Annotated in this window: 16 protein-coding genes and 1 pseudogene; 9 read left to right on the forward strand and 8 right to left on the reverse strand. The window is 37.4% G+C overall.

Going from position 1 to position 14,313, the window contains the following annotated elements; translation table 11 throughout:
• Positions 1–163 precede the first annotated feature (163 nt).
• On the forward strand, positions 164–877 hold the full coding sequence (gene pyrF, locus EO125_RS08485; protein ID WP_127148518.1) for an orotidine-5'-phosphate decarboxylase: 714 nt from the start codon (positions 164–166) through the stop codon (positions 875–877).
• A gap of 2 nt (positions 878–879) precedes the next feature.
• Positions 880–1,467 carry an orotate phosphoribosyltransferase gene (gene pyrE, locus EO125_RS08490; RefSeq protein ID WP_062403640.1) on the forward strand — a complete coding sequence of 196 codons (588 nt, stop codon included), beginning with the start codon at positions 880–882 and terminating at the stop codon, positions 1,465–1,467.
• 27 nt (positions 1,468–1,494) lie between these two features.
• On the opposite strand, the gene EO125_RS08495 is transcribed toward pyrE, so the two are convergent.
• Positions 1,495–2,727, reverse strand: a complete 1,233-nt coding sequence (locus tag EO125_RS08495; protein ID WP_127148519.1) for an ISL3 family transposase — start codon at positions 2,725–2,727, stop codon at positions 1,495–1,497.
• A 317-nt stretch (positions 2,728–3,044) separates the two neighbouring features.
• Here EO125_RS08495 and EO125_RS08500 point away from each other — a divergent pair, with 317 nt between their 5' ends.
• From EO125_RS08500 to pyrR, 5 genes are all read left to right on the forward strand, one after another.
• The gene (locus EO125_RS08500; protein ID WP_004696474.1) at positions 3,045–3,308 is read left to right on the forward strand and encodes a SemiSWEET family transporter; all 264 of its coding nucleotides are present in this window, start codon (positions 3,045–3,047) and stop codon (positions 3,306–3,308) included.
• Between the two features lie 487 nt (positions 3,309–3,795).
• Positions 3,796–3,960, forward strand: a complete 165-nt coding sequence (locus tag EO125_RS08505; RefSeq protein WP_005377422.1) for a DUF362 domain-containing protein — start codon at positions 3,796–3,798, stop codon at positions 3,958–3,960.
• Positions 3,961–4,050: 90 nt separating this feature from the next.
• Positions 4,051–4,509, forward strand: coding sequence for a signal peptidase II (gene lspA / locus EO125_RS08510; protein ID WP_071529971.1), 459 nt, complete (start codon positions 4,051–4,053; stop codon positions 4,507–4,509).
• The gene (locus EO125_RS08515) at positions 4,510–5,427 is read left to right on the forward strand and encodes an RluA family pseudouridine synthase (protein ID WP_005380712.1); all 918 of its coding nucleotides are present in this window, start codon (positions 4,510–4,512) and stop codon (positions 5,425–5,427) included.
• Between the two features lie 11 nt (positions 5,428–5,438).
• Positions 5,439–5,960, forward strand: coding sequence for a bifunctional pyr operon transcriptional regulator/uracil phosphoribosyltransferase PyrR (gene pyrR / locus EO125_RS08520; protein WP_127148520.1), 522 nt, complete (start codon positions 5,439–5,441; stop codon positions 5,958–5,960).
• 122 nt (positions 5,961–6,082) lie between these two features.
• On the opposite strand, the gene EO125_RS08525 is transcribed toward pyrR, so the two are convergent.
• From EO125_RS08525 to EO125_RS08555, 7 genes and pseudogenes are all read right to left on the reverse strand, one after another.
• Positions 6,083–6,439, reverse strand: a complete 357-nt coding sequence (locus EO125_RS08525; RefSeq protein ID WP_126937746.1) for a cupin domain-containing protein — start codon at positions 6,437–6,439, stop codon at positions 6,083–6,085.
• A gap of 28 nt (positions 6,440–6,467) precedes the next feature.
• Positions 6,468–6,779, reverse strand: a pseudogene (locus tag EO125_RS08530) (DUF4261 domain-containing protein); the annotation flags it as partial.
• A 173-nt stretch (positions 6,780–6,952) separates the two neighbouring features.
• Positions 6,953–8,209 (reverse strand): Glu/Leu/Phe/Val dehydrogenase, encoded by a 1,257-nt coding sequence (locus EO125_RS08535; RefSeq protein ID WP_009353161.1) that lies wholly within the window; start codon positions 8,207–8,209, stop codon positions 6,953–6,955.
• A gap of 152 nt (positions 8,210–8,361) precedes the next feature.
• Positions 8,362–9,135, reverse strand: a complete 774-nt coding sequence (fetB, locus tag EO125_RS08540; protein WP_127148521.1) for an iron export ABC transporter permease subunit FetB — start codon at positions 9,133–9,135, stop codon at positions 8,362–8,364.
• The gene (locus EO125_RS08545; RefSeq protein WP_127148522.1) at positions 9,122–9,787 is read right to left on the reverse strand and encodes an ATP-binding cassette domain-containing protein; all 666 of its coding nucleotides are present in this window, start codon (positions 9,785–9,787) and stop codon (positions 9,122–9,124) included. The genes fetB and EO125_RS08545 overlap by 14 nt, the downstream gene beginning before the upstream one ends.
• Positions 9,788–9,808: 21 nt before the next feature.
• The gene (locus EO125_RS08550; RefSeq protein ID WP_127148523.1) at positions 9,809–10,564 is read right to left on the reverse strand and encodes an exodeoxyribonuclease III; all 756 of its coding nucleotides are present in this window, start codon (positions 10,562–10,564) and stop codon (positions 9,809–9,811) included.
• Between the two features lie 161 nt (positions 10,565–10,725).
• Positions 10,726–11,106, reverse strand: coding sequence for a site-specific integrase (locus tag EO125_RS08555; protein WP_164726494.1), 381 nt, complete (start codon positions 11,104–11,106; stop codon positions 10,726–10,728).
• A gap of 381 nt (positions 11,107–11,487) precedes the next feature.
• Between EO125_RS08555 and EO125_RS08560 the strand changes: the two genes are divergently transcribed.
• Together EO125_RS08560 and EO125_RS08565 are read left to right on the forward strand one after the other, a co-directional pair.
• Entirely contained in the window at positions 11,488–12,498 is a 1,011-nt protein-coding gene (locus tag EO125_RS08560) for a YeiH family protein (RefSeq protein WP_127148525.1), read from the forward strand.
• 755 nt (positions 12,499–13,253) lie between these two features.
• Positions 13,254–14,312 carry a DUF389 domain-containing protein gene (locus EO125_RS08565; RefSeq protein ID WP_127148526.1) on the forward strand — a complete coding sequence of 353 codons (1,059 nt, stop codon included), beginning with the start codon at positions 13,254–13,256 and terminating at the stop codon, positions 14,310–14,312.
• Position 14,313: the final 1 nt, after the last annotated feature.

The raw sequence follows: 14,313 nt of genomic DNA on the forward strand, positions 1-14,313 counted from the left end.
CCTATCTATATAGATTGTACTATGCTTTGACAAATTCATTTATGTTTATACTATGACAATATCATATGTCGTTCATAATATTTTTCAACAAATGAATGAATCCTCTTGACTTTCACTATAAACTATGAAATAATAGTACGATTTGTGAAACAAGGAGGTTCCTATGGCAGATGATCGTTTAATTGTAGCCTTAGATGTGTCCTCGATGGAAGCTATGACGTCCATTGTCACATCCTTAGGCGATTCCGTCAGCTATTATAAAGTTGGCATGGAACTATTCTATGCAGCAGGCGAACAAACTGTAGCCTATTTGCGAGACCACAATAAATCTGTATTTCTTGACTTGAAATTACATGATATCCCGAACACTGTGGCTCATGGCATTAAATCCTTAACACGGTTAGGGGCAAAGCTCATCACCATTCATAGCCAAGGTGGCAAGGTGATGATGGAAGCCGCTATGAAAGCAGCCAGAGAACAAGCCGAAGAGCTCGGCGTGGAGCGTCCAAAGCTATTGGCTATCACAGCCCTAACGAGCTTTGATGACGAAAACTGGTCCGCTATTGGTGGCTCATTACCTATTTCAGAGCATGTGGTAAAGTTAGCGAAACTAGCCAAAGAAGCTGATGTCGATGGAGTGGTAGCATCCCCACTGGAAGCAAAGCTCATTCGAGAAGCTTGTGGTGATGATTTCTTAATCGTTACCCCTGGCATTCGCCCATCCTTTGCAGCTACCAACGACCAAAAGCGTATTGCTACACCAAGTAGCGCACTACAAGATGGAGCCTCTCGCATTGTGGTAGGTCGACCAATTACACAGGCGGAGAACCCACAAGAAGCAGTTCGTTTAATTATTGAGGAAATGGAGACAGTTTAAAAATGATGACAGAAGAGAATGTAAAACAATTATTGATCGACACACAAGCTATTTTAGAAGGACATTTCTTGCTAACATCTGGCCTTCACAGCCCTATGTATGTAGAAAAATTTAACGTCTTATCCCATCCAAAATATACAGAACAATTATGCCAAGAGTTAGCTCGTCGTTTTGAAAATCAAAATGTAGAGCTTGTGATCGGACCTATGACTGGTGGCATCTTATTGGCTCACGAAGTAGGTAAAGCCTTAGGCACTCGTGCTATCTTTACAGAACGAGAAAAAGGTAAAATGACATTGCGTCGTGGTTTCCGCATTGAAAAAGGACAACGTGTTCTTATCGTAGAAGACATCGTAACCACAGGCGGATCCGTTCGTGAAGTAGTAGATGTTGTAAACGAAGCTGGCGGTGAAATCGTTGGCGTAGGCCTTCTTGTAAACCGCAGCGGTGGTAAAGCAGACTTTGGTGTGCCAAAAGAAAAAGTACAAGCCTTGTTGAACTTAACAGTACCAACATTTGAAGCTGATGCATGCCCACTTTGCCAAAATGGCACACCGATGACAGAACGTGGTAGTAAACATATTAAATAAAAGGCTCTCTGTCAAATGTTGGGGTATTCACCCTACGAGTCTTCTTTGGCACCAATCATATGTATGGTTGGTGCCATTCTTTTTGCTCAAAAGTAGAATACGTACTCTAAATCTACCAAAGTGGCGAAGTCCATAGCTTATCCGTTTTAATACTTTAATTTTGTTGTTAGTTCCTTCTGTGTATCCATTAGAATATGGAAGTAAGAATGCATTAGTTAATTGCGTCATCCATGCAGGAAATGATGTAAAGAAGTTATTAAATTCATCTAAGCCAGATGCTTTTACTAATTCCAACCAATGCGTTAAATGTGCAGCTATTCTTTGTTTACCATAGATTGAAAAGATTTTTCTAAAAGAAAGTTTTAAAGCATATGCTTTTCGTAAATCATCAGATATTCTGAGTATTTCACATAGTTTAATATGTTCGGCTTCCGTTAAATGGTCTGGATGCTTCATTAGTACACGTCGATTCTGTTTTAACATACGTGAATAAGCAGCCAGTTTATGTTGCTCACGCTTTCTAACTCGCTCTACCGCCCAATCTACAAGTCGACATACATGGTATCGATCACAGATAATATGCGCATGTGGAAATAGCGCCTCCATGATGCGCTTAAATTGTATGGACATATCCATTACAATAAACTTAACTTGTAGGCGATCCTTATGTTTAAATGATGCAAAATAGTGGATTAATGCTTGCGTATCACGTTTCGGTAAAATATCTAATATTTCATGTGTATCTGGATTAGTTAAATTAACTTGGTATTGGTAGCCTTCTGCATTTCCTTTAAACTCATCAATACCAATCACAGTGGGTAAGGTCTTGGGCTTAGGTATAGTGATCATAGAGCAATAACGTAATACTGTAGTAATAGATGTATCACACTCGTTAACAATAGCTGTATAGGTTACACTTTCAGTAAGTTTATCAAATAGCATTCTAATATTAGTTACACTTAGTTGCATATGTTTTCGTACAAATGGATTGCTTTCAGCAAAAGAATGACCACAATGCGGACAAATATACCGACGCTGTCTGTATTTTCCAATTAGTGGGCCTCGTTGTACTTTTCCAAACTTTACAGTACGTATGCGGTAATCCTTAATATGCTTTGTGGTTTCTCCACACTTTGGGCAAATATGTGATGTTGCTGGTAATTCTATGTCAAAAATAAATATTCCGTCTAATTCATAGCTATTTGTAATATATTCTTGTTTTACATTATGTAAAAATTCAGTATAATCAGTAGTAGGCATATAAGCTCACATCCTTTCTTTAGGACTTTGACACTTTTATTGTAAAGCATGTGAGCCTTATATGCTTATTTTTTTTGCAAAAAAATAATGTTGGAAGTGACACCGTAGTGGTGTCACCCCAACATTTATTATAGAGCCGTTTTTTATGATTTTAGCCTATATGATTTTAATATAGATTACATATAAGTGTAATCAAAAGCAATATGAATTAAACTAATTTGCATGATTAATTTTACACAATTGACTACATCGAAAAAAATATGATATAGTATATTGTGTAATATATAATAATGTAATGTTGAATATGGAGGTCATCTATGACAAAAGAAAGATTTAACATGTTAGTTGGTTCTATTGGTGCATTTATTGGTGTATTTGTATTTTTAGCCTATATCCCACAAATAATTGCTAATCTTCATGGTCAACCTAGTCAACCATGGCAACCATTATTTGCAGCAGTATCCTGTTTGATCTGGGTATTATATGGTTGGACAAAATCACCTAAACGTGATTATATTTTAATCGTACCAAACCTTGCAGGCGTTATTTTAGGTACACTAACATTCTTAACATCTTTCTAAGTGCTATAAGAAAAAAATAGTATTATTGTTATATAGTGAATAATAGTAAAGATATTACTTTATAAATATAAATGAGGTCGAATCGTATGATTCGGCCTTTTTTAGAGTGAAGTTTATATGTTAGATTAAAATATAGATAAGCGTTAAATCTGTTGTAATAAAAAAATAGTTTTTATGATAATAAATATTGATAATTGAATTCCTAGTATAATAGTACGTATTTTGATAAAAATGATAATTTGTGCATTCTCAATTATTGAAAGATATATTTAAATATATAAATGAAAAGAAATATCAAAATCATGATAAACATAGACTTTATATGATAAAAAGGAACAATTGTTATGCAAAATAATATACAAGATTTTATCATTTTCGTTTGACTTTCAATTATTATTGTGTGATAATGAGAACAGAAGTTAAGGCAAGTGCCTTTTTAAATGATAATAATAAGTTTTCTTTTATAATGTTCCTATGGAGGTTTATCATGAGAGTTATTGCTGATGGTTGCATTAAATGTGGTTCTTGCGCATCTGTTTGCCCAGTTGCTGCTATTTCTGAAGGCGAAACTAAATACGAAATCAACGATACTTGCATCGACTGCGGTTCTTGCGAATCCGTTTGCCCAGTATCTGTAATTTCCGCTGAGTAATCACAAATAAAATACGCCCCTCATTGAGGGGCTTTTTATTTTGCCTAAAATCATGTAACTTAGTATAATAGGACTATTAAGATATATATTATTAAAAGGGAGTATAACTTGTTTTATTTTATTGCAATCATTTGGCTTGTATTGGATCAAGCTTCTAAATATTATGTGATGAACCATTTTGCTCTTGGTGAATCACTACCGGTTATTCACAATGTATTCCATCTTACGTATATTATTAATCGCGGTGCAGCCTTTGGCATGTTGACGAATCAGCGGTGGTTCTTTCTAGCCGTTGCTTTTGTATTAATTATCGTATATGGCTTCTATCGTAAACGTGTTAATAATGGTCCACTTTCATTACGAGTAGGAACGGCATTGTTGATTGCAGGAGCCATAGGTAATGGCATAGATCGATATGTACTACATGGGGTAGTAGACTTTTTTGATTTTAGAATTTGGCCTATTTTTAATATTGCAGATATTGGTATATGTGTAGGCGTTGTATGTGTCATATATTATTTACTAACATCTGAACATGAGGAGAAATAGATGAACGAATATAAAGTATCTTTGGAACAAGAGGGAAAACGTCTTGATGTATTTCTGACGGATGTGATGGAAGGATCTCGTAGTTATATCCAAAGTCTTATTAAATCTGGTCATGTTTTGGTAAACGGCAAGGTTGGTAAGGCTAACTTACGCCTTAATGCAGATAGCACTATTTCTGTAGATATTCCAGAACCAGAATCGGTAGAAATTTTACCAGAGGATATTCCCGTTGAATATCTTTATGAAGATCATGATATTATTATCGTCAACAAGCCTCGTGGCATGGTTGTACATCCAGCAATTGGTAATTACTCAGGAACGCTAGTGAATGCTTTGCTTTACCATTGTAAGGACTTATCTGGTATTAATGGTGAAATTCGCCCTGGCATAGTACATCGTTTAGATAAGGATACATCTGGTGTCATGATGGCTGCTAAAAATGATGCAGCTCATATTGGTTTAGCGGAACAGGTGAAAGCACACAGTGCTAAACGAACATATTTAGCTCTCGTTCAAGGCAATATCGTGGAGGAAAAGGGGATTATTAAGGCTCCTATCGGTAGACATCCTAAAGACCGCATGAAAATGGCTGTAGTGTTTGAAAACAGCAAGGAAGCAGTGACTCATTTTAAAGTGTTAGAACGTTATGGATATCATACATTAGTGGAATGTGTGTTAGAGACGGGGCGTACTCATCAAATTCGCGTTCACTTTGCTCATATTGGACATCCAGTTGTTAACGATCCTTTTTATGGATATCGCCGCATGGACTTCCCTATAGAGGGACAAGCACTTCATTCTCATACATTGGATGTGGTGCATCCAATTACAGGTGAACCTATGCATTTTGAAGCACCTGTACCGGAGGACTTTCAAAATTGTATCGCCTTCGCTAAGGAATATAGAGAACGTAGATAAGGGATAAGACTATGGAAACAAAACGTATTTTAATGGATGGAGACGCCATTAGACGTGCCATTAGACGTATTAGTCATGAAATATTAGAACGTAATAAGGGGCTTTCAAATGCAGTTATTGTTGGTATTGAACGACGTGGCGTTATGCTAGCTAAACGACTGCAAAGTGAAATTGAAGCTATTGAAGGCCTTCATATTGAGTGTGAACCTTTAAATGTAGCTATGTATCGCGATGATCGGGATACGCGACCGAAGGAAGGGGACCCTTGCTCTATTGATACTACAGAAAAAACCATTATCTTAGTAGATGATGTTTTGTATACAGGTCGTACCATTCGTGCTGCTTTAAATGCATTGATGACATCTGGTCGTCCTAAATCTATTCAACTAGCAGTACTGGTAGATCGAGGCCATCGAGAATTGCCTATACGCGCTGATTATGTGGGGAAAAATATCCCTACGTCTCATTTGGAAAAGGTACGCGTACAGGTTCAAGAATTAGATGGCTCTGATGGCGTAACTATCGAACAATAATAGGTAGATATAACAAATCGACATATGAAAAGAGGCTCTATAATAAATGTTGGGGTGACACCGTAGTGGTGTCACCCCAACATTTATTATAGAGCCAGAAAATACTATAAAGTGCTTTCATATTAATTAGTATAAACAGGATCATAATCAGCAGGCACCGGAGCAACGATACTCACAAAGACAATATCTTCCGTTCCAGTATTTTTTGCACCATGACATTCACCCTTTTTAGATACTATAACTTGCCCCTTTGTAAAAGGCACCTCAGTATCCGGCGTTGGATAAAATACCCCTGTTCCTTGCAATACAACCCATATATCATCAGAATTATGATGATAATGCTTTGGTAAGGTTTGACCAGGTTTAATAACCCAAACTGAACCACCTGTGGAATCAGTTTGATAAAATGGCGTCCTAACAGCCTTCTCCAAACTTTCAACTTTCACAAGTTCCATATCAAAAATACGTTGATTACTCATAACACTCTCACCTTTCATCGATTAACAACTAACGAGTTCCAGAAGCATATTCACCCATATTTACATCAAGCACTGCTCTCACCGGTTGAACTAGGGAATCCTCATACTGCAATGTCCATTGCACATTTGAATCCAATTCCCCATTCTCTAGGCCGCTAATAGTATCACCATCACCAACAGGATTGTCATTTTCTAAAATAAAATACAACATATTATATGCATGAATAACTACATCATCAGGATTCATGCCATGAAAGTGATACTGCACATCAGGCAAGAATAAGGTGCTCATCCCCACCGAGTCAACCATCATATCGTCTGTACCTTGAATGTTAATGAATTATATCCTGCTTCGGATTTAATTCGGTCGAATTCGACTGAATTAAAATTTAGATTATAAACCTCCTCTCACCTTATACAAAATAAATAATATATTATTACCTAAATTATACAATAAATCTGGCTCTCTAGTAAATATTACATCATCTAAGATGAGCAGATAGGGCAGATATATTAACCGTTATATCCTTTAATTTTTAATGCTTCTACTAAACGACGCAATGCCACCATGTACGCAGCCAATCTTGGGTATACTTTAAACTCTTCTTGCATAGCCCATACTTCTTCAAAGCTTTTTTTCATGTTCTTCGCTAATTTTTCGTTTACTTCTTCTTCAGACCAGTAGAAGCCAGCTTTGTTTTGTACCCATTCATAATAGGATACCACCACGCCTCCGCCATTCGCTAATACGTCTGGCAATACAGGAATACCTTTTTCAAAGAAGTATAAGTCTGCATCTTTGGTTAATGGTCCGTTAGCACCTTCCAAGATTAATTTTGCTTTTACTTCTTTCATATTGGCTTCGTTCACTTGGTTTTCTAAGGCCGCTAAGTATAGCACGTCTACATCCAATAACAATAAATCTGGATTAGGGATTCTTGTCATACCTGGCTCTTCGTAGCCTTCTAAAGAACGGCCATGAGAGTTTGCATATTCGTAAGCTTTTTCTACATCGATGCCGTTTGCATTGTACAGAGATCCATGTACATCACCGATGGCAACGATTTTAGCACCTTCACGATGCATCAATAAAGCACCAACAGATCCTACATTACCAAAACCTTGTACAGCAATCGTCAAATCTTTAATAGATTTACCTTGTTTTTCCAAGTAGGAAAGTAATGTAAACATACAGCCACGGCCTGTTGCTTCATTACGACCTAAAGAACCACCAATTGCTAATGGTTTACCTGTTACGATCCCTGGTGTCCATTGACCAGTTAACGCACTGTACTCATCGACAATCCAAGACATGATTTGCGGATTTGTGTTCACATCAGGAGCTGGCACATCTCGTTCTACTCCAATGATAGGAGCAATTTTACGAACGAAACCACGTGTTAAACGTTCCAACTCTCTTTCACTTAGTTTTTTCGGATCTACCTTGATACCGCCTTTGCCACCACCATATGGTAAATGAGCAATGGCATTTTTGATGGTCATCCAAGCACCTAATGCACGCACTTCATTTTCATCTGCATCTGGGTGAAAGCGCAATCCACCTTTAGATGCGCCAAGAACGGAGCTATGTTGGCATCGGTAGCCAGTAAATACTTCCACATGTCCATCATCCATTTGTACTGGAATAGCCACGTTCATTTCACGTTCAGGGTGACGCAACACTTCATAGTCATTGCGTGGAATGCCCAATGTGTCCGCTGCTAAGTCTAATGTTTGCAGCATATTTTCATAAGGGTTGTAATTTGCCATAATACCACCTCGTTTTACATATAAATAGAATGTGTATATCCTAATAGTAACACAACTCATTCCTTATGACTATAGATTTTCAAAAAATCCTACTTATTTTATAGGTAAGTTAAAACTTTAAAAACACTATTGTAAAAAAGAAGCTGATTCTATCATGAGTCAGATAGAATCAGCTGTTCTTTTGCATTGAAAAATTGTCGACAACTCAAGTATCCTGCTATAGCAATGGCAATGGATATGGTTGAAAAGGACATGAAAATGACGATAATCTGGTATTTAATGGCCTCCATAGGGCTCATGCCTGCCAAGATTAAGCCTGTCATCATCCCCGGCAAGGACACAATACCCAATGTTTTCGCAATATCGATGGTCGGTTGTAAGCTAACTATAAGGGCTCCTCGCAAAATAGCTTTACAGGCCTGCATAGGCGTAGCACCCAAGGCTAGCTTAATCTGAATCTCATGTTGGCGACTCTTAAAGTTCGTTGTAATTTGGCCGAAACACAATCCTACTGCCGCCATCGCCCCTGATATAACCATACCTGCTACAGGAATCATTTGATACGGCGTAAAGGATAAGACGTTAGCACTCAATAATACTACTAACGTAAAGACAGCACCAATGCCGATGCTGACACCTGCAATCCATGAGGCACGTTTGATGCCAGGTCCCCGTTTACCTCCATTGATCGCAGCACTGATCAGCATCACCAATAATACGCCGCTAGTAAACAAAGGATTGTCCGCACCAAAAATGAAATGCAATAGATAGCCTACTACCACAAGTTGTACGACCGCTCGCAAAGCGCTGTGCAATATTTCTAGTTCCAATCGCAACCGCTGTTGATAGGACACGATGGCAGCCATGACGATGAGTCCTGTTGCCATCAACAAGGATTCATTCGATAAGGCATTAAAGCTCCCCATGTAGCACCTCACAATCTGCAATATGTCCATCTTTCACAGTGATACGACGTTGCCCCATACGAACACTTTGGTCTAGATTATGGGTCACCTGTAACAAGGTTAAGCCTTCTGTATGCAACTGCATAAGACCTTGTTCTACCCACTCTGTATTTTCTGTGTCCAAGGCAGACGTCACCTCATCTAATAGCAACACTTCAGGGGCAAATAGTACACTACGAATCAAGCAAATTCGCTGCATTTCACCGCCTGATAACTCCGTATTAGACTTCTCTAACAACTGTAGATCCATATGAAACAAATCGAATAGTTCTTTGATTCTTGCTTCGTCAACAGAACGACCTCGCATGGTAAAAGGAAAGGCTAGATTGCCTCGCACCGTTTGTCCGAATAAATAAGGTTGCTGAAAACAATAGGCTACTCGTTGGCGATATTCTGTAGGAGCATATTGATCCATCGGTTGCTCCTGAAAATAAATAGTTCCCCCCGTAGGAGATACCAAGGAACTTGCCAGTTTTAAGATTGTACTCTTACCGCTCCCAGAAGGACCTACAATGGTGATGCTTTCACCTTGTTGAACCTCAAAAGAAATATCCTGTAAAATTGGACGACCATGAATCATTAAAGAGATATGTTCAAAACGTAATATTGACATAGTGCACGCTCATTATAGAAATTATAAATTGATAACTAGTTCTACCGGGCAATGGTCAGATCCAAAGATATCTGCATGGATCTTCGCCTCTTGGATTTTATCAGCAATGCTATTCGATACAAGGAAATAGTCAATTCTCCATCCTACGTTCCGTTCACGAGCTTTGCCCATGTAAGACCACCAGCTGTACGCATCTACCGCATCAGGGTATAAATAGCGGAATGTATCTGTAAATCCAGCCGCTAGTAGTTCTGTCATTTTTTCACGTTCTTCATCACTGAAACCAGCATTTTTACGGTTAGTTTTAGGATTTTTCAAGTCGATTTCTTGATGGGCTACATTAAGGTCACCACACAGAATTACCGGCTTTTTCGCATCTAATGCTAGTAAATACTCACGGAATGCCACTTCCCATTCCATGCGGTACTCCAAGCGAGCCAATTCACGCTGGCTATTCGGTGTATAGCACGTAACTAAGTAGAACTTTTCATATTCCGCTGTGATGACACGTCCTTCTTGGTCATGTTCTTCAATACCAATGCCATTCACAACAGAAATTGGGTTTTCTTTTGTGAAAATAGCCGTACCACTATAACCTTTTTTTACCGCACTATTCCAATATTGTTCATGGTTCGGCAAGACCATTTCGATTTGCTCTGGTTGCAATTTTGTTTCTTGTAAGCAGAACATATCTGCATCTAATGCATCGAATGCATCCATAAATCCTTTTGTCATAGCTGCACGCAAACCATTGACATTCCAAGAGATTAATTTCATTGTTAGTACCTCATAGTATTTAGTAACAAAAATATATATTGATTATATCATAAACTCTTATTATGTATTATTTAGTTTTTTATAGGTATTTATTATTTAAAATCAATAGATTTTGTCCGTATAATCCATATTATTTGCCCAAAAAAATTTAACCCATAAATTTAGGTCAAAAATTGGTCATTTTTTATGATGAATTGATCTATCTCATCAGCTATTTCTTTATCCTTATTAGGATATAAATGTCCGTAGATATCTAGCGTTGTTTGTATATTTTTATGCCCCAAACGCTCCTTAATCGCTATAACAGGATATGATCTTTCAATTAAGAATGATGCATGAGAATGTCTCAAATCATGGACACGAATTTGAGGCACATCTGCATTCTTACAAATCTTTGTTAAGAAATTACTTACACTAAATGCACTTACACCAAATAACAAATCTTCTTCATCGTAATAGGGAATCTTCTGTATAAACTCAACAATCTCAGTTTGTAAAGTTTTGGAAATAGATATATCTCGTATACTGCTTTTTCGGCCCACAAAAGTGGCCTCGAAAAAATCGGCGCGAACTACGCACCGAAAAAATTGCTTCACGCAATTTTTACTTGCCCATCTTTTGCTAACAAAATAAGGACCTATTAGATTAAAAAAGCGAGGATCAGTACATTTTCAACTCTCTTATTTATTTTCTTATCTTACATAATTACTTCACATGTCTAGGCTCATCAAATTCATTTTTTTCAATAACATATGCCACATTTGCATCCTTATTGATCAAAGAACATATATCTATTATATTACAAAAAGCTCTCTGACCGCAAAATTCCGTTAATTTACTACCTTATTCCTACTTTCTATTTTCGATTTTACTTTTCTGATAAATAAGATTAAAATAAGGAGTAGTTATTTTCGGAGGTTTTTATGTCATTTCTATCAAAAAATTGGGCAGGACTGTTAGCCTGTCTGATCATTTCTATCATCTCTTGGGTTTTAGGAGACTTTCTGCCTGTTGTGGGAGCACCTGTTTTCGCCATTTTTATCGGAATGATTCTCCATCCCTTTCTCACTTCCTATAAACAACTGGATGCCGGCTTGACTTATAGCTCAAAAAAATTGCTTCAGTACGCTGTTATCTTACTGGGATTTGGACTCAATATCTCTCAAGTTTTCGAGGTTGGAAAATCTTCCCTTCCTGTCATCCTCTCAACTATTTCAATTGCTCTGATTATAGCTTTCTTTTTCCAACGATTTTTTAACCTTGATAGAAAGCTAGCTATCCTGGTTGGTGTAGGCTCTTCTATCTGTGGCGGTTCTGCCATTGCAGCGACTGCTCCTGTTATTCACGCCAAGGAAAAAGAAGTGGCCCAATCCATTTCTGTTATCTTTTTCTTCAATGTCTTGGCAGCTCTTATCTTTCCAACTCTAGGTTCTTGGCTCCATCTTTCCAACGAAGGTTTTGCTCTCTTTGCGGGTACTGCAGTCAACGATACGTCCTCTGTAACAGCCGCAGCTAGCGCTTGGGATAGTCTTTACCAAAGCAATACTCTCGAGTCTGCCACTATTGTCAAGCTGACCCGTACTCTAGCTATTATCCCTATTACTCTCTTCCTCTCCTATTGGCAAAGCCGTCAACAAGGAAACAAGCAAGGAGTAAAGCTTAAAAAAATCTTCCCCGTTTTCATTCTCTACTTTATCCTAGCTTCTCTGCTAACTACTCTTCTCACATCTTTCGGTGTCAGCAATAGCTTCTTTTCACCTCTCAAACAACTCTCCAAATTCCTCATCATCATGGCTATGAGTGCTATTGGTCTCAAAACCAACCTCATTGCTATGATCAAATCCAGTGGAAAATCCATTCTTCTTGGAGCCCTTTGCTGGATTGCTATCATCCTGACTAGTCTTGGCATGCAAGTACTCATCGGTATTTTCTAAGAAAAAAGGGAGCCTAAAGGCTACCTCAGAACGTAGACAGACGTCATTTTTGGCGTTTGTCTTTTTGTATGTTCAAAGATATTTTGTCTTATCATCTACTATTCCATCCAAAAATCTGATTTAAAGCAAAATAAAAAGGGATATTCCCTATCCATTTCACTTATTTTTCTATATGTTGTGGTAGAGACAATTTTGGTACAACATACAACTTTCCGAAAAATTGTACTTTTTCGGAAAAATGTACTCCTTTAGGAAAGTATCTAAAAAGTGCCCAAAGTCCTTGGCGCTGTAGGCGTTTCAAGTGATAGATACATCACAAAAGTATCTGAAAAAGCTCCAGAATCATCATCTCAGCACCGAAAATGCGCTATTTTTGCCTTAAGCATATTGTTACCTCCTTAAACATATGGAAAAACGGCAATCAGCATTCACTAAATTACCGTTTTGTTTGAATTCACTTACATTTTATCATATATTTTCGATATTTACTTTCCCAATATTTTAGATGACAGTGGCAAATTTTTGTTGGAAAATGCAGCAAAAATTTCTTACTTTTTCTATCTGTTAAATTAATAGATTTCTCTAAAGAAATACTATAAAATTTTGGTATAATATCAAGGCTAGGCTGAGCGATACATAATGAATAATTTTCAAAAGAATAACTGGCTAGACTTAGAACCATAGAGGATTAGACAGAAGTCTCTCTACCATCATCCATGCGGAAACAAGATTATATGAAATAAAAGGAGTAACCAATGACAGGAAACTATTCAGCACGTGAATACCGTGATAAATTATATGATGATCTTCATGTTCGATTAAGCGATACAGTAATTTTGATGTGCGCGATTTTTATTGCCTCTATAGGTTTAAATATGAATTCAACAGCTGTTATTATTGGAGCCATGCTGATTTCCCCTCTTATGACACCGATTGTTGGACTGGGATTCGGCTTAGCTATTTTTGATACCCGTTTAATCAAGCAATCTTTAAATGTTTTATTGACTCAAGTAGTGGTCAGTTTGCTTGTGTCAGCTCTGTATTTCTGGATTTCTCCCATATCTTATGCAAGTAGCGAGTTGATTGCTCGAACCTCTCCAACCATTTGGGATGTTCTCATTGCTATTGCCGGTGGGATAGCAGGTGTAATTGGTTCAAGAAAAAAAGAAGCAAACAATATCGTGCCAGGAGTAGCCATTGCAACAGCTTTGATGCCACCTATCTGTACTGCAGGCTATGGTTTAGCGAATGGAAATATACGATTTTTATATGGGGCTCTCTATCTTTTCTTAATTAACTGTGTTTTTATCATGCTAACCAATATTGTTGGAACAAGAATTTTGATAAGAAAATCTCCCTTACGCTCATTTAAAGATCTAAACATTAAAATGAGAATTGGTTTGATATCCTTCATTGTATTATTAATTCTTCCAGCCATCCATTCAGCAGTCACGCTGACCATAGATCAGGCACGAAAAGAAGGAATCAAACAGTTTGTAGGAAAAGAGTTCACCAATTATACGGTCATTAGTCAAGTCTACAAATCAAGCAAAAATGAATTGGTCTTGACGATTGTTGGCAATCCGCTTTCAGAAGAACAATTAGAAACGCTCCGCCAAAAACAAGCCTCTTACGGTATTCAATCTGTTCATTTGAAGGTCAATCAGGTTAATCAAATTCATAATTCCACAAAATTGGATAGTGAGACTACCAAAGAATTTTATGAAAATATTAATAAGTATATCGATCAAAAACTCTCTGAAAAAAATTCACAAAAAGATATTATAAAAGAAAATGAAGAAGACAAGGATTAAG

The organism is Veillonella sp. VA139, from assembly GCF_003992005.1.
Lineage (GTDB): Bacteria > Bacillota > Negativicutes > Veillonellales > Veillonellaceae > F0422.